The organism is Microbacterium sp. A8/3-1, from assembly GCF_040267695.1.
GTDB lineage: Bacteria > Actinomycetota > Actinomycetes > Actinomycetales > Microbacteriaceae > Microbacterium > Microbacterium luteolum.
On record NZ_CP158357.1, the window covers coordinates 4,241,562 to 4,256,184 of the forward strand.

The following is a 14,623-nucleotide window of genomic DNA, read 5'->3' on the forward strand; positions in this document are numbered from 1 at the left end:
GCGGCTCTCGCGAAGCGGGGGACTACGCGCGCTGGCTCTTGAGCAGGTCCCGGATCTCGACGAGGAGCTCGGCCTCGGTCGCGGCGGCCGGCTCGTCCTCCGGCTCCTCGGCCCCCGTGCCCTTGCGGGCTTCGACATGCGCCTTGAAGGTGTTCATCGGCAGGACGAACACGAAGTAGACGACCACGGCGACCGCGAGGAAGCTGATGATGGCCGAGATCAGGTCACCGAGCGGGAAGGTGACCGGGTTGCCGTAGATGTTCGTGAGCTTCGGTCCGAACTGGCCCGTCGCGTCCGCCTTGAAGAAGAGCGAGACGAGCGGCGTGATGATGGTGGACACCACGGAGTTGACGATCGCGGTGAACGCACCGCCGATGACCACGGCGACGGCCAGGTCGATCACATTGCCGCGGAGGATGAAATCCTTGAAGCCTTTGAGCATGGGAACTCCCAACGGGTCGGGGCCTCAGGAAGAGGCTGGAGTCGACGCAGCGGCCGGTGCGGCGCTCGTCTTCGACTCCGACTTCGATGATGCCGAACCTTCACTCGATCCGCCCGATTTGGCGCGCGAGTCCGTGCGGTAGAACCCGGATCCGTTGAAGGTGACTCCGATGGACCCGTACTGCTTGCGCAGCGTGCCGCCGCACTCGGGGCATTCGGTGAGCGCGTTGTCGGAGAAGCTCTGGACGGCGTCGAACTGGTGTCCGCACGACGTGCAGGCATAGGCATAGGTGGGCATGGGGATCCTTGCAGGTCAGCGTCGCGTGGGCGACAGGTTCAGGGTCTGCGTCGGGGTCACGACGCCGTTCACCGGCTGGTCGTGCACCTCCCGCGGCAGGGAGTCGAGTATCTCGGAATCATAGATGACGGCGTAGACGGGCGGGCACTTCTCCATGGAGCCGATCGTCTTGTCGAAGTATCCGCGGCCCCAGCCCATCCGCATTCCCGAGCGATCGACGGCGGCAGCGGGGACGATCATGAGGTCGACGTCGTTGACGGCGATGGGGCCGAGCACCTCGCCCGTCGGCTCGGGCAGGCCGAACAGTCCCTCGGTCACCTGATCGTCGTCGGTGGCGACAGCCCAGTCGAGCAGGCCGTCGGCACGCGTGATCGGGAGCAGCACCCGGATGCCGCGGCGCACTGCCCTGTTCACGAACTCGCGGGTGCCGGGTTCGGTGGTGGTGGAGAGGAAGCAGGAGATCGATCGTGCGCCGAGCGCGTCGACCAGCGCATCGAGGCGCGCGCCGATCTCGGATGCCGCGGCGTCGCGCTGCGATTCGGAGAGGAGCTGGCGACGCTCACGCAGTTCGGCGCGGAGGGCGCGTTTGGCGTGTTCGACGTCGTTCGACATGGCTCTGAGTCTACGGCGGGGCTGACCGCTAGGCTGTCAGGATGGGTGAGCACAAGATCAAGGCCGTCATTCCCGCGGCAGGACTGGGGACGCGTTTCCTGCCTGCGACGAAGGCGATGCCGAAGGAGATGCTCCCTGTCGTCGACAAGCCGGCCATCCAGTACGTGGTGGAAGAGGCTGCAGACGCAGGGATCGATGACATTCTCGTCATCATCGGTCGCAACAAGAATGCGATCTCGAACCACTTCGACTCGGTCCCCGAGCTCGAGGTCAAGCTGTTGGAGAAGGGGGACGACGGTCGCCTCGCGAGCGTCGTGAAGTCGAGCGACCTCGCCGACATCCACTTCGTCCGCCAGGGGGAGCCCAAGGGTCTCGGACACGCCGTGCTGCGTGCACGCACCCACGTCGGCGACAGCTCGTTCGCCGTGCTCCTCGGGGACGACCTGATCGACGAGCGCGACCCGCTGCTGATCGACATGATCGCCGAGCACGAGCGCAGCGGTGCAGCGGTGATCGCGCTGATGGAGGTCGACCCCGCCAGCATCCACATGTACGGTGCCGCCGCCGTCGAGTCGATCGACGGGTCGGAGAACGTTCGCGTGACCGGCCTCGTCGAGAAGCCCGCGCAGGAGGACGCCCCTTCGAACCTCGCCATCATCGGCCGCTACGTGCTGCCGGCATCCGTCTTCGAGATCCTCGAGCGCACCGAGCCGGGCAAGGGCGGCGAGATCCAGCTGACCGACGCTCTGCAGGAGATGGCAGCAGACCCGGATGGCCCCGGCGTGGTCGGCGTCATCTTCCGCGGACGTCGTTACGACACCGGCGACCGCGTGGACTACATCAAGGCTATCGTGCAGCTGGCGTCCGACCGCGACGACCTCGGCCCGGAACTGCGGCCCTGGCTCAAGGAGTTCGCGGAACGCCTCTAGGCGACTCTGCGGGCGTCGGGACGAGTCATGGATCTGGCGACGGGAATGCGGCACGGACCGATCGAGCTTCGGCTCGTGCGCACGAAGGACGCCCGTCCGCTGCAGCACGAGCTGCTCGCGAACCGATCGTGGTTGCAGCCGTGGGAGGCGACCGTCCCCTACGGCTCGGTGTCGTTCGACATGCGCCTCAGCATCCGTCGACTGCTGCAGCAGTACAAGGACGGTTCGGGCTACCCCTTCGTCATGGAGTACGAGGGCGAGGTCGCCGGACAGCTCAACGTCTGGGGCGTGGCCCGCGGCTCGCTGTGCTCGGCGACCATCGGCTACTGGGTGAGCGAGCGGTTCGCCGGTCGGGGGATCACTCCGACGGCCGTGGCTCTCGCGACCGATGCCTGCTTCACCGAGTACGGCCTGCACCGGATGGAGATCTGCATCCGCCCGGAGAACGCGGCGAGCCTGCGCGTGGTGCAGAAGCTCGGCTTCCGCTATGAGGGGCTGCGCCGTCGCTACATCCACATCGACGGGGACTGGCGCGACCACTACGCGTTCTCGCTGACGCGCGAGGATGTGCCCCAGGGAGTGCTGGCCCGCTGGCTGAACGGGCAGGTGCCGCCGGATGCCGCGACGGTGCCGCCGTCCGATCGGATTGCCCTCTGAGCCCTCGGTTCGCACGGGTTCCGGAACGGACTCGCCGCGACACGCGCCGCCTGCGCCGCGCAGCGCCCCTCAGCGCTTACCGTTGTCCCTATGGACGGGCCGGTGCTGAGTGGGGGAGTGATCGTCCTCGTCTCCGTGCTCCTGTGGATGCTCTATCTGCTGCCGTCCTGGCGAGGCCGCTACCAGTACAACGCCTCCGAGCGGAACGCCGTCCGTCTGAATCAGGCGCTGCGCGTACTCGCCGAGACGAGTGAGACGCCCGGCGAGGTCCGCTTCGAGCTCAACGCGCGGACCGCGCTGGCGCAGCAGAAGCTGGCGAAGCGCGTGCAGTCCGAGCGCGAGTCGGCCGAGCTCGAGTCGCTGCGCCAGGAACTCGCGGCGACCCGTGCCGACCCGGTGATCCGCCGCGCGCGGGCCCGTCGTCGGGTGCGAGTCGTGGCCACGAGCGCGCTCCTGCTCGGCCTGGCCGTCGCCGGTCTCGGCGTCTGGCAGATCCTGGCCACCGGTGCGCAGACCCTGGCGTGGATCGGCGGGGCGCTGATCGCGATCACCGGCGTGATGCTGCAGCGGATGGCATCCGTGGCGCAGCGCGCCGCTCGTCGTCCGCAGGTCGTCGCCGAACCCGCTCGTGAGCGCACTGCACCAGAGCTGCACGACCAGGGACGCGCCACCTGGACCCCGCGCCCGCTGCCGGAACCGCTGGTGGCCGTGGCCGGGTCGCGAGCTCAGGCAGCGCGCGCAGAGATCGAGGCGCAGGAAGCGCGTCGCAAGGCGGCGCGGGTCGCCGCTCTCCGCGAGCGAGCAGAGCAGATGTCCCCGGACGCTCCCGTGCAGCTTCCGGCAGCATCGTCGCCGTACGCGAAGATGGGCTTCGTCGATGATGCCGAGATCGAGGCGCACGTCCGAGAGCTCCTCTCGCGACGCGCTGCCGGCTGAGCATCGCGCGACGCGATGGGCTCCGACGGCGTGATAACGTAGAACCCGTTCACGGGCCTATGGCGCAGTTGGTAGCGCGCCTCGTTCGCATCGAGGAGGTCAGGGGTTCGAATCCCCTTAGGTCCACCGAACAGAAAGCCCCCGGCACACGCCGGGGGCTTTCTTCTTCCTCCTGAGCTCAGCCCCAGAAGAGGTCCTCTGCGCCCTGGTCCTCGCTGATCAGCCAGATCTCTGCAATTCGATCGCCCTCGACGCGGAACACGTCGACGCCGTGCTGGTCGAGATCCGCAGCGCCTTCGCGCCGGGCCGTGAACCGCACGGTCGTGGCGACGAGCTGACCGCTCTCCGTCGCGGATTCGGTCTCGAGCGCGAAGGTTCCGCCGCTCAGCTCCATGAACGCACCGAGATGCGCAAGGACCGCGTCCGGCCCCACGTGGTCGCCCGAGCGCTGGTTGGCGCCCGGCTGATGCCACACCACGTCATCCGCGAGTGTCGCGACCAGCGCATCCATGTCTCCCGCCGCGATTGCGGCTCCGTACTGTCCCACCACGTCGATCGCCGACATGTTCGTCCTCCGCTTCTGCTCGGTACCCTGAGATTCCACCGTGTCGAGGCGGGCATGGTTACTTCAACGTCACCAGGAGGAGCGCCGGATGACAACCGAGTGGACGGTGTTCTCCGCCCAGTGCCCATCGCGTCGTTCGCTGGCTCGTATCGCGAACAAGTGGACGGCGATGATCGTCGTTCTGCTCCATGAACGCCCCCGACGCTTCGGGGAGCTTCACCGGGACGTGGAGGGGATCACCAAGAAGGTCCTGGCCGACACCCTCCGCGCACTGGAGCGCGACGGGATGGTCGAGCGCGTCGCGCATGCCGACGGTTATGCCCGCTATCGGCTCACGGCGCTCGGCCACACTCTGCATGAGCCGCTCAGAGCTCTTCAGGTCTGGGCGGAGTCTCACGTCGAGGACGTGATCGACGCACAGGATCGCTACGACGCCGCTGTCGACGACCAGACCCTGGCGCCCTGAGGCAGACGCCCCGGGGGAGCACCCTGACGCGGGAATCAGCGCGACACGCCCGGCGGTCAGGCCGGATTTGCCCGATCCCCGGGATCCGCGTAACTTATTACTTGTTCGCCCCAAACGGTTGAGCGGAGGTCCTCGGACCGGCTCCCGTCAAGCATCGAACACCTCCCGAATCCCGAACCTCTTCACGAGTGCTCAGGATGAAGGAACTGCCTCGTGCCCACGAGCAGGTCGCCGGAAGGCGATTTGACACCGGGAGCGAGATCAGTAAGATAGAGAAGTTGCCCTTCGGGCCTGGCTGTGATGGCTGGGTCGTGGGAGCATCCGATCCTTGAGAACTCAACAGCGTGCACTTGTCAAATGCCAAATTATCCTCGTTCAGTCGTTTTTCGGCTGGGTGAGAATTCCTTTGGATCAAAGACCAACCTCCTTGTGGGGTTGGCATTCGGATGAAGTCAGCAATGAATTTGTCTCTTTGGTCAGCATCAAACTCGCTGCGTCACCGTTTTCCCGGTGGGGTATGCATTTCTTTTTTACGGAGAGTTTGATCCTGGCTCAGGATGAACGCTGGCGGCGTGCTTAACACATGCAAGTCGAACGGTGAACACGGAGCTTGCTCTGTGGGATCAGTGGCGAACGGGTGAGTAACACGTGAGCAACCTGCCCCTGACTCTGGGATAAGCGCTGGAAACGGCGTCTAATACTGGATATGTGACGTGACCGCATGGTCTGCGTCTGGAAAGATTTTTCGGTTGGGGATGGGCTCGCGGCCTATCAGCTTGTTGGTGAGGTAATGGCTCACCAAGGCGTCGACGGGTAGCCGGCCTGAGAGGGTGACCGGCCACACTGGGACTGAGACACGGCCCAGACTCCTACGGGAGGCAGCAGTGGGGAATATTGCACAATGGGCGCAAGCCTGATGCAGCAACGCCGCGTGAGGGATGACGGCCTTCGGGTTGTAAACCTCTTTTAGCAGGGAAGAAGCGAAAGTGACGGTACCTGCAGAAAAAGCGCCGGCTAACTACGTGCCAGCAGCCGCGGTAATACGTAGGGCGCAAGCGTTATCCGGAATTATTGGGCGTAAAGAGCTCGTAGGCGGTTTGTCGCGTCTGCTGTGAAATCCGGAGGCTCAACCTCCGGCCTGCAGTGGGTACGGGCAGACTAGAGTGCGGTAGGGGAGATTGGAATTCCTGGTGTAGCGGTGGAATGCGCAGATATCAGGAGGAACACCGATGGCGAAGGCAGATCTCTGGGCCGTAACTGACGCTGAGGAGCGAAAGGGTGGGGAGCAAACAGGCTTAGATACCCTGGTAGTCCACCCCGTAAACGTTGGGAACTAGTTGTGGGGTCCATTCCACGGATTCCGTGACGCAGCTAACGCATTAAGTTCCCCGCCTGGGGAGTACGGCCGCAAGGCTAAAACTCAAAGGAATTGACGGGGACCCGCACAAGCGGCGGAGCATGCGGATTAATTCGATGCAACGCGAAGAACCTTACCAAGGCTTGACATATACGAGAACGGGCCAGAAATGGTCAACTCTTTGGACACTCGTAAACAGGTGGTGCATGGTTGTCGTCAGCTCGTGTCGTGAGATGTTGGGTTAAGTCCCGCAACGAGCGCAACCCTCGTTCTATGTTGCCAGCACGTAATGGTGGGAACTCATGGGATACTGCCGGGGTCAACTCGGAGGAAGGTGGGGATGACGTCAAATCATCATGCCCCTTATGTCTTGGGCTTCACGCATGCTACAATGGCCGGTACAAAGGGCTGCAATACCGCGAGGTGGAGCGAATCCCAAAAAGCCGGTCCCAGTTCGGATTGAGGTCTGCAACTCGACCTCATGAAGTCGGAGTCGCTAGTAATCGCAGATCAGCAACGCTGCGGTGAATACGTTCCCGGGTCTTGTACACACCGCCCGTCAAGTCATGAAAGTCGGTAACACCTGAAGCCGGTGGCCTAACCCTTGTGGAGGGAGCCGTCGAAGGTGGGATCGGTAATTAGGACTAAGTCGTAACAAGGTAGCCGTACCGGAAGGTGCGGCTGGATCACCTCCTTTCTAAGGAGCACTTGGAGTCTTCGGACTTCCAGAACCCAGATCGAAGGCATACGTTCTTCGCTGGGAGCTCATGGGTGGAACATTTGACATGACATCAAGATCTGATCTTGGAGCTAGTACGTCGTTCTTCGGAGCGGTTGGAAGGTTCTGGGTGAGGGGGCGGGTGTCTGCACGCTGTTGGGTCCTGAGGGACCGGATGCGCACTGGCCTTCGGGTTGGGTGCACAGTCGGTTACTCTGGACCTTTTGTCGTTTCCCCGGTTTGGGGTGGCGTCAAGGGGTACCGCCCGTACTTTGAGAACTACACAGTGGACGCGAGCATCTTGCAGCAGCCTTCGGGTTGTTGCACAAGATGATCTTAAAGATCATTAGTCAATTTCAATCCAAACCTCTTTTTGGGGTTTGGTGTCGATTCTGATTCAAACTCATGTGATTTCAAGTCTTTAAGAGCAAACGGTGGATGCCTTGGCATCTGGAGCCGAAGAAGGACGTAGCAATCTGCGATAAGCCTCGGGGAACTGATAAGCAAGTTTTGATCCGAGGGTGTCCGAATGGGGAAACCCCGCTGGGCGGCGTGCCGACCTAGTGACTCCCGCCTGAATATATAGGGCGGGTAGAGGGAACGTGGGGAAGTGAAACATCTCAGTACCCACAGGAAGAGAAAGCAACCGCGATTCCGTTAGTAGTGGCGAGCGAAACCGGAACAGGCTAAACCTAGCGTGTGTGATAGCCGGCAGGTGTTGCACGTTGGGGGTTGTGGGACTTTTCAGTCATCTCTGCCGAGGTGGCGGCGTTACAAGAAGGTATAGACGAACGGTCTTGAAAGGCCGGTCATAGAGGGTGCCAACCCCGTAGTCGAAATGCCTTGCTTGGCGCGAAGAGTATCCCAAGTAGCACGGGGCCCGTGAAATCCCGTGTGAATCTGTCAGGACCACCTGATAAGCCTAAATACTCCCAGATGACCGATAGCGGACAAGTACCGTGAGGGAAAGGTGAAAAGTACCCCGGGAGGGGAGTGAAATAGTACCTGAAACCGTTTGCTTACAAACCGTTGGAGCCTCCTTAGTAGGGGTGACAGCGTGCCTTTTGAAGAATGAGCCTGCGAGTTAGCGATATGTGGCGAGGTTAACCCGTGTGGGGTAGCCGTAGCGAAAGCGAGTCTGAATAGGGCGATTCAGTCGCATGTCCTAGACCCGAAGCGAAGTGATCTATCCATGGCCAGGTTGAAGCGACGGTAAGACGTCGTGGAGGACCGAACCCACTTAGGTTGAAAACTGAGGGGATGAGCTGTGGATAGGGGTGAAAGGCCAATCAAACTTCGTGATAGCTGGTTCTCTCCGAAATGCATTTAGGTGCAGCGTTGCGTGTTTCTTGCCGGAGGTAGAGCTACTGGATGGCCGATGGGCCCTACAAGGTTACTGACGTCAGCCAAACTCCGAATGCCGGTAAGTGAGAGCGCAGCAGTGAGACTGTGGGGGATAAGCTTCATAGTCGAGAGGGAAACAACCCAGACCACCAACTAAGGTCCCAAAGCGCGTGCTAAGTGGGAAAGGATGTGGAGTTGCCTTGACAACCAGGAGGTTGGCTTAGAAGCAGCCACCCTTGAAAGAGTGCGTAATAGCTCACTGGTCAAGTGATTCCGCGCCGACAATGTAACGGGGCTCAAGCACGCCACCGAAGTTGTGGCATTGACATTATTGGTAGGCCTTCGTGGTCCAGCCGTGTTGATGGGTAGGAGAGCGTCGTGTGGCCAGCGAAGCGGCGGTGTAAACCAGCCGTGGAGGCTACACGAGTGAGAATGCAGGCATGAGTAGCGAATGACGTGTGAGAAACACGTCCTCCGAAAGACCAAGGGTTCCAGGGTCAAGCTAATCTTCCCTGGGTAAGTCGGGACCTAAGGCGAGGCCGACAGGCGTAGTCGATGGACAACGGGTTGATATTCCCGTACCGGCGAAGAACCGCCCAAGCTAATCCAGTAGTGCTAAGTGTCTGAATCCCAGTGACTGATCCCTTCGGGGTGACGCTCTGGGCCTAGCGCACGACCCCATTCTGGTGCGGTTAGCGTATTAACAGGTGTGACGCAGGAAGGTAGCCCAGCCCGGCGATGGTTGTCCGGGTGCAAGTGCGTAGGCCGAACGGTAGGCAAATCCGCCGTTCACATAGGCTGAGACACGATGCGGATAATAAGTGGGTGATCCTATGCTGCCAAGAAAAGCATCGACGCGAGGTTCTAGCCGCCCGTACCCCAAACCGACTCAGGTGGTCAGGTAGAGAATACCAAGGAGATCGAGAGAATCGTGGTTAAGGAACTCGGCAAAATGCCCCCGTAACTTCGGGAGAAGGGGGGCCATCCACTTATACGGACTTGCTCCGAAAAGGGTGTGGTGGCCGCAGAGACTAGTGGGTAGCGACTGTTTACTAAAAACACAGGTCCGTGCCAAGTCGCAAGACGATGTATACGGACTGACGCCTGCCCGGTGCTGGAAGGTTAAGAGGACCGGTTAGCCGCAAGGCGAAGCTGAGAATTTAAGCCCCAGTAAACGGCGGTGGTAACTATAACCATCCTAAGGTAGCGAAATTCCTTGTCGGGTAAGTTCCGACCTGCACGAATGGCGTAACGACTTCCCAACTGTCTCAACCGCGAACTCGGCGAAATTGCATTACGAGTAAAGATGCTCGTTACGCGCAGCAGGACGGAAAGACCCCGTGACCTTTACTACAGCTTGGTATTGGTGTTCGGTGTGGCTTGTGTAGGATAGGTGGGAGACTTTGAAGCATGGACGCCAGTTCGTGTGGAGTCATTGTTGAAATACCACTCTGGTCACTCTGGATATCTAACTTCGAACCGTAATCCGGTTCAGGGACAGTGCCTGGTGGGTAGTTTAACTGGGGCGGTTGCCTCCCAAAAAGTAACGGAGGCGCCCAAAGGTTCCCTCAACCTGGTTGGCAATCAGGTGTCGAGTGTAAGTGCACAAGGGAGCTTGACTGTGAGACTGACAGGTCGAGCAGGGACGAAAGTCGGGACTAGTGATCCGGCAGTGGCTTGTGGAAGCGCTGTCGCTCAACGGATAAAAGGTACCTCGGGGATAACAGGCTGATCTTGCCCAAGAGTCCATATCGACGGCATGGTTTGGCACCTCGATGTCGGCTCGTCGCATCCTGGGGCTGGAGTAGGTCCCAAGGGTTGGGCTGTTCGCCCATTAAAGCGGTACGCGAGCTGGGTTTAGAACGTCGTGAGACAGTTCGGTCCCTATCCGCTGCGCGCGTAGGAAATTTGAGAGGATCTGACCCTAGTACGAGAGGACCGGGTTGGACGAACCTCTGGTGTGTCAGTTGTTCCGCCAGGAGCACCGCTGATTAGCTACGTTCGGGATGGATAACCGCTGAAAGCATCTAAGCGGGAAGCCGGCCTCAAGATGAGATTTCCATACCTTCGGGTGAGAGGCTCCCAGCCAGACTACTGGGTTGATAGGCCAGATGTGGAAGTGCAGTAATGCATGCAGCTGACTGGTACTAATAAGCCGATGACTTGATAACACACCGTTTGTTGGTGCTACGCGTCCACTGAGTGGTTCTCGATGTACGGTCGAGAACCGCATAACAACAATGACTTTGTTATGTGTTTGATTGAAACATCAATAGTGTTTCGGCGGCCATAGCGTGAGGGAAACGCCCGGTTACATTCCGAACCCGGAAGCTAAGCCTCACAGCGCCGATGGTACTGCAGGGGGGACCCTGTGGGAGAGTAGGACACCGCCGGACTTCTTTTAGACAAGAAAGCCACCCAATGCTGGGTGGCTTTCTTGCGTTAACGCGCCGGAGCGCGACGATGCTCCGCCGTGATCATTCGAACTGCTCCCATTCCGGGCAGCCGTCCGTATGGAACGTGACGTACTCGGGCACGTCGGTCAGGAACGCGTAGGCGCCCTGGTTCTCGACCACGACCACGCCGCTCTCATCCTGGATGCTCCACGTGCAGCCATCCGGGACGGGCGCGGGTTCGCCGTGCATCTGGAACCCGCCGTAAGGGATGTCGTCCCCGATCTTGTAGACACCCGTGCCCGAGACGGTCACCTCCGAGGCGGCGTCGGCATCCTCTTCTCCGTCGGCGGGCGTCTGTGCCGCCGATGACGGCTCCTCCGCCTCGTCCGGCGATGTCGGCGGTGGTGTGCCTGTTCCGCACGCCGAGAGTGCGAGTGCGGTCAGGACGATGATGCCGGCGCCGATGGGCCTCACTTGTGTCGCGCGCATGACGATTCCCTCCTCAGCCCGAATCCCGGGCTCTCCCGAGTTCATCGTGCTCGTCGAACGCTCCTCGGGACCATGGGGGAATCGAGCTATTCACGCAAGCCGGGCGATACCATGACGCCATGTCTCGCGCCGACCGGCTGGACGCACTGCTTCGGGAGCTCGTCGTCGTCGAGGCCGTCCCGTCCCATCTCTACCTCGACCCGGTGGGCTCATCGGATGTCGCTTTCGACAGTGCCCTCGCGGGACTCGCAGCGGTATGGGCCGGGCAGTTCGACCTCGCCGCCCCGTTGGCCGCGGCGGCCCGTCGCGCGGCGGATGACCCGGACACGGTGGTGTTCGCCGAAAGCGTCTGCGGCCTCGTCAGGGCAGGGGCCACGGTTTCCGGCCCACTCCAGGAGTTCGCGTCCGCAGCCGGTGCCTCCGCGCGTGTCTCGAGTGAGCTCCGACTCCCTCTCTGTGCCCTACTCGCGGAGGCGGCTCTCGCCGAAGCACGTCTCGACATCGCCGCCGACCTGCTCACCGTCGTGCCGCCCCGGACGGTGCTGCTCGGACGACAGGATCACCCCTTCCTGACGATCATCCGCTGCTTCGTCGCGCGGGTACGGCTGTTCAGCGGGGATGTGAGCGGCGCGAGCGAAGAAGCGGCGCAGGCATGCGCCGGAGCAGGAACGGCGGCGGAGCGGGTCTTCGCGACCGCGACGGCCGCCGTCGTCGATGGGAGCGCCGGTCGACGGCAGGAAGCGCGGGCCGGGGTGCACCGCATCCTCGCGCTCGATCTCGCTCCCACGAACGCGCTGACGAGCGGAGCGTTCCTTCTCGCGAGCTACGCGGCCATCGTCGGCGACGATGTGCGGACGTCGGCGGTCGCGGCGCTGCGGGCGAGCACGGACCCGTCCTTCCCCGAGGTGCGGATCGTCGACAGAGCAATCTGCTTCGAGATCCTGACCAGAGCCGCGGTCGATGCGGGAGATCTGGATGCCGCTCGTGCGTGGCAGCTGCGCGCGGCACCGCTCGCAGCTCACCAGAGCGCGGGCTCGACCGTCGAGCGGATCGCGAGCCGCGTCTCCCTCCTCGCCGGTGACAGCGAGAGGGCACTGGAGGAGGCTGAGCGTTCGATCAGCCTCGCCGTGAGAGCGGGACGCGCGTTGGAGGCGGCCGAAGGGGAGATCCTCGCGGCTCGAGCGAGGATGTCCTTGCGCGAGCGAGGGCAGGCAGCGCGACGGCTGGCGGACGTGGTGACCGACGCCGATGCGCATGGCTTCGGGGCGGTGCGCCGATCGGCCGCCCGCGAGCTCCGGGCCGTGGGCCGACGTCTCCCTCCCGATGCGCGTCGCGGATGGGAGGGACTCTCCGCCCGTGAACGCGGAATCGCCGTGCTCATCGCCGACGGGCGCAGCAACGCGCAGATCGCGGCGTCCGAGTATCTGTCCGAGCACACCGTGCGCATCCACGTCTCCCGCGTGCTCCATGCGTTCGGTGTCCCCACGCGCGTGGGCGTGGCGTCGGCGCTCGGGGCGCTCTCGGTCGACTCCGGACTCGGTCCGCTGACCGCTCGTCAGCAGCAGATCGTCGCCCTGATCGCGACCGGCGCCACGAATCACTCGATCGCCGAGGCGCTCGACGTGAGCGAGTCGACGGTGGAGAAGCACGTGAGTGCCGTGATGCGACGGTGGGAGGTGACGTCCCGCTCGGGCATCGCCCACCGCGCTGCCGGGCAACATCCTGCCTGAGCGCGTCGGACCTGCGCGCCGTGCGCGGATCGTCTTCAGCGGCGGATCGGGAGGCGGAGCGTCACGAGTGTGCCGGACCCCTCGACCGAACGGAGGGAGACGTCGCCGCCGTGCTGACGGATGACGGTGGCGACGAGCGTGAGACCGATCCCCGATCCTGTCACGTCGCGCGCATTGTGCGCGCGGGCGAGCTCGTCGAACACCTGCGACACCTCGCCGGCGGGAATGCCGCGGCCGGCATCCGCGACATCCATGACCGCCCACCCATCCTGTTCCCGTAGCCGGACCTCGATCGGCCCCGCCGTCGAGTACTTCGCGGCATTGCCGAGCACGTTGTCGATCGCCAGGGACAGGAGATCGACGTCGGCCGCGAGGGGCGGCACGGCCCAGGGCACGCGAGTGACGGTGAAGTCGATCCGCGCTCCGGCGCCGGGGTCTCGCTGACGGAGATCCGCGACGGCTTCGGCGATCACCTGCTCGAGATCGACGAGTTCGAGATCGAGGGGGCGCGCCTCCAGATCGGCGAGCTTCCGGAGATCCCGCACGAGGGTGCTGAGCTTGGCGGCCTGAGCGTCGACCGTGCGCCACGCCGGACTCTCGGCGCCGTCCGGTGCAGCCACCGCCGTCGCGCGGATCGCGGTGAGCGGGTTCTTGAGCTCGTGGTCGAGCCGGGCCAGGAATCGCTGGTGGCGCTCGCGTTCGTGAAGAGCGGCCTCCCGCCCGGCGGCATCCGCAGCGGCCGCCGCGCGTCTGCGGGATCGAGCGCTGGCAGCGCGTCCGAACAGCAGGGCACCGGTGACGAGCGAGACCAGCGCGCCGATGATCAGCACCGCACCCGGGAGCGCCACCTCGATCGCGAGCACGCGCTGCTCTCCCGCGATGGCCATGCCGCCCGCGGCGAGGGCGCTCAGGGCGACCGGCACACAGGCCAGCACACCGAGGACGATGCTGCGCCGATCGCTCATCCGGCCACCACCGGTGCCGAGAACCGGTAACCCAGACTCTGCACGGTCTCGATGAACTGCGCCTCCGACGCGTTGTCGCCGAGCACGCGCCGCAGCTCGGCGATGCGGTGGTCGACGGCGCGACTGGAGGTGGCGAAGTCGAAACCCCAGAGCGCCGACAGCAGACGGTCCCGCGAATGGACCTCCTGGGGATGCAGCATCAGGTACTCCAAGAGGGTGAGGGCCTTCGGCGTGAGCGTGAGCTCCTGATCGGCGCGCCAGACGCGCCGGGCGGTGCGGTCGATCGTCAGGTCATGCGCACGGAGTCGCTCGGCGGCTCGCAGGGGAGGGGCGCCCTGCACCGTGCGGCGCAGAACGGCGCGGATGCGCGAGATGAGCTCGTGCGGATCGAACGGCTTGTTGAGGTAGTCGTCGGCGCCTTCGTCGAGCGCGGCGCTGCGCTCCCACGACTCGCCGACCTGAGTGAGCAGGATGATCGGGAGCCAGAGCTGACGGTCCCGGATCCTGCGCACGAACTCGCGTCCGTCGACGTGCGGCATCAGCACGTCGCACACGACGAGGTCGGGGACGTCGCGTTCCACCTCGGCGAGGCCGGCGCGCCCGTCCTCGGCGACGCGGACGTCGAAGCCGCTGCGGTCGAGGAACGCCGCCAGCGCGACGGTGATCGCCTCGTCGTCGTCGACGATGAGGATGCGCGGTCGCGTCGAGGGCTCCATCCGG

Annotated in this window: 12 protein-coding genes, 1 tRNA gene and 3 rRNA genes; 9 read left to right on the forward strand and 7 right to left on the reverse strand. The window is 63.4% G+C overall.

Annotated elements, in window-relative coordinates:
- Positions 1-22: 22 nt before the first annotated feature.
- The 3 genes from mscL to ABS642_RS20830 are packed head-to-tail and all read right to left on the reverse strand — an operon-like array spanning position 23 to position 1,351.
- Positions 23-442, reverse strand: a complete 420-nt coding sequence (gene mscL, locus ABS642_RS20820; protein WP_350351586.1) for a large conductance mechanosensitive channel protein MscL — start codon at positions 440-442, stop codon at positions 23-25.
- Between the two features lie 24 nt (positions 443-466).
- Positions 467-739: an FmdB family zinc ribbon protein gene (locus tag ABS642_RS20825; RefSeq protein ID WP_282216443.1), complete on the reverse strand. Its 273-nt coding sequence runs from the start codon at positions 737-739 to the stop codon at positions 467-469.
- A 15-nt stretch (positions 740-754) separates the two neighbouring features.
- Positions 755-1,351, reverse strand: coding sequence for a 5-formyltetrahydrofolate cyclo-ligase (locus tag ABS642_RS20830; RefSeq protein WP_282216444.1), 597 nt, complete (start codon positions 1,349-1,351; stop codon positions 755-757).
- 41 nt (positions 1,352-1,392) lie between these two features.
- Between ABS642_RS20830 and galU the strand changes: the two genes are divergently transcribed.
- The 4 genes from galU (at position 1,393) to ABS642_RS20850 (ending at position 3,999) form a co-directional block, all read left to right on the forward strand.
- Positions 1,393-2,280, forward strand: coding sequence for a UTP--glucose-1-phosphate uridylyltransferase GalU (gene galU, locus ABS642_RS20835; protein WP_350351587.1), 888 nt, complete (start codon positions 1,393-1,395; stop codon positions 2,278-2,280).
- Between the two features lie 45 nt (positions 2,281-2,325).
- A complete protein-coding gene (locus ABS642_RS20840) occupies positions 2,326-2,937 on the forward strand; it encodes a GNAT family protein (RefSeq protein ID WP_282217452.1) in 612 nt (203 codons plus the stop codon).
- Positions 2,938-3,027: 90 nt separating this feature from the next.
- Complete coding sequence (locus ABS642_RS20845; RefSeq protein ID WP_350351588.1) at positions 3,028-3,873, forward strand: hypothetical protein; 846 nt, start codon at positions 3,028-3,030, stop codon at positions 3,871-3,873.
- Positions 3,874-3,926: 53 nt separating this feature from the next.
- Positions 3,927-3,999, forward strand: a tRNA-Ala gene (locus tag ABS642_RS20850).
- A gap of 52 nt (positions 4,000-4,051) precedes the next feature.
- Here the strand turns inward: ABS642_RS20850 and ABS642_RS20855 are convergent.
- Positions 4,052-4,438 carry a nuclear transport factor 2 family protein gene (locus ABS642_RS20855; RefSeq protein WP_350351589.1) on the reverse strand — a complete coding sequence of 129 codons (387 nt, stop codon included), beginning with the start codon at positions 4,436-4,438 and terminating at the stop codon, positions 4,052-4,054.
- A gap of 88 nt (positions 4,439-4,526) precedes the next feature.
- Here ABS642_RS20855 and ABS642_RS20860 point away from each other — a divergent pair, with 88 nt between their 5' ends.
- The 4 genes from ABS642_RS20860 to rrf all read left to right on the forward strand — a co-directional run bounded on the left by ABS642_RS20860 (position 4,527) and on the right by rrf (position 10,719).
- Positions 4,527-4,904: a helix-turn-helix domain-containing protein gene (locus ABS642_RS20860; RefSeq protein WP_350351590.1), complete on the forward strand. Its 378-nt coding sequence runs from the start codon at positions 4,527-4,529 to the stop codon at positions 4,902-4,904.
- Positions 4,905-5,433: 529 nt separating this feature from the next.
- A 16S ribosomal RNA gene (locus ABS642_RS20865) occupies positions 5,434-6,958 on the forward strand.
- Between the two features lie 432 nt (positions 6,959-7,390).
- Positions 7,391-10,494 (forward strand): 23S ribosomal RNA (locus ABS642_RS20870).
- Positions 10,495-10,602: 108 nt separating this feature from the next.
- Positions 10,603-10,719: ribosomal RNA gene (gene rrf, locus ABS642_RS20875) — 5S ribosomal RNA — on the forward strand.
- Together the 16S, 23S and 5S rRNA genes form the textbook arrangement of a ribosomal RNA operon.
- An 81-nt stretch (positions 10,720-10,800) precedes the next feature.
- Here rrf and ABS642_RS20880 read toward each other — a convergent pair.
- Positions 10,801-11,208: a hypothetical protein gene (locus ABS642_RS20880; protein ID WP_350351591.1), complete on the reverse strand. Its 408-nt coding sequence runs from the start codon at positions 11,206-11,208 to the stop codon at positions 10,801-10,803.
- Between the two features lie 119 nt (positions 11,209-11,327).
- On the opposite strand from ABS642_RS20880, the gene ABS642_RS20885 reads away from it, so the two are divergent.
- Positions 11,328-12,938 carry a LuxR C-terminal-related transcriptional regulator gene (locus ABS642_RS20885; protein WP_350351592.1) on the forward strand — a complete coding sequence of 537 codons (1,611 nt, stop codon included), beginning with the start codon at positions 11,328-11,330 and terminating at the stop codon, positions 12,936-12,938.
- 35 nt (positions 12,939-12,973) lie between these two features.
- Here the strand turns inward: ABS642_RS20885 and ABS642_RS20890 are convergent, their stop codons facing one another.
- Together ABS642_RS20890 and ABS642_RS20895 are read right to left on the reverse strand one after the other, a co-directional pair.
- Positions 12,974-13,903, reverse strand: a complete 930-nt coding sequence (locus tag ABS642_RS20890; RefSeq protein ID WP_350351593.1) for a HAMP domain-containing sensor histidine kinase — start codon at positions 13,901-13,903, stop codon at positions 12,974-12,976.
- Entirely contained in the window at positions 13,900-14,619 is a 720-nt protein-coding gene (locus ABS642_RS20895) for a response regulator transcription factor (protein ID WP_350351594.1), read from the reverse strand. The genes ABS642_RS20890 and ABS642_RS20895 overlap by 4 nt, the downstream gene beginning before the upstream one ends.
- Positions 14,620-14,623 lie beyond the last annotated feature (4 nt).

Bases quoted from the DNA above. Each gene is read 5' to 3' on its own strand.
- mscL (WP_350351586.1), bottom strand. From the start codon at position 442: ATGCTCAAAGGCTTCAAGGATTTCATCCTCCGCGGCAATGTGATCGAC.
- ABS642_RS20825 (WP_282216443.1), bottom strand. From the start codon at position 739: ATGCCCACCTATGCCTATGCCTGCACGTCGTGCGGACACCAGTTCGAC.
- ABS642_RS20830 (WP_282216444.1), bottom strand. From the start codon at position 1,351: ATGTCGAACGACGTCGAACACGCCAAACGCGCCCTCCGCGCCGAACTG.
- galU (WP_350351587.1), top strand. From the start codon at position 1,393: ATGGGTGAGCACAAGATCAAGGCCGTCATTCCCGCGGCAGGACTGGGG.
- ABS642_RS20840 (WP_282217452.1), top strand. From the start codon at position 2,326: ATGCGGCACGGACCGATCGAGCTTCGGCTCGTGCGCACGAAGGACGCC.
- ABS642_RS20845 (WP_350351588.1), top strand. From the start codon at position 3,028: ATGGACGGGCCGGTGCTGAGTGGGGGAGTGATCGTCCTCGTCTCCGTG.
- ABS642_RS20855 (WP_350351589.1), bottom strand. From the start codon at position 4,438: ATGTCGGCGATCGACGTGGTGGGACAGTACGGAGCCGCAATCGCGGCG.
- ABS642_RS20860 (WP_350351590.1), top strand. From the start codon at position 4,527: ATGACAACCGAGTGGACGGTGTTCTCCGCCCAGTGCCCATCGCGTCGT.
- ABS642_RS20880 (WP_350351591.1), bottom strand. From the start codon at position 11,208: ATGCGCGCGACACAAGTGAGGCCCATCGGCGCCGGCATCATCGTCCTG.
- ABS642_RS20885 (WP_350351592.1), top strand. From the start codon at position 11,328: ATGTCTCGCGCCGACCGGCTGGACGCACTGCTTCGGGAGCTCGTCGTC.
- ABS642_RS20890 (WP_350351593.1), bottom strand. From the start codon at position 13,903: ATGAGCGATCGGCGCAGCATCGTCCTCGGTGTGCTGGCCTGTGTGCCG.
- ABS642_RS20895 (WP_350351594.1), bottom strand. From the start codon at position 14,619: ATGGAGCCCTCGACGCGACCGCGCATCCTCATCGTCGACGACGACGAG.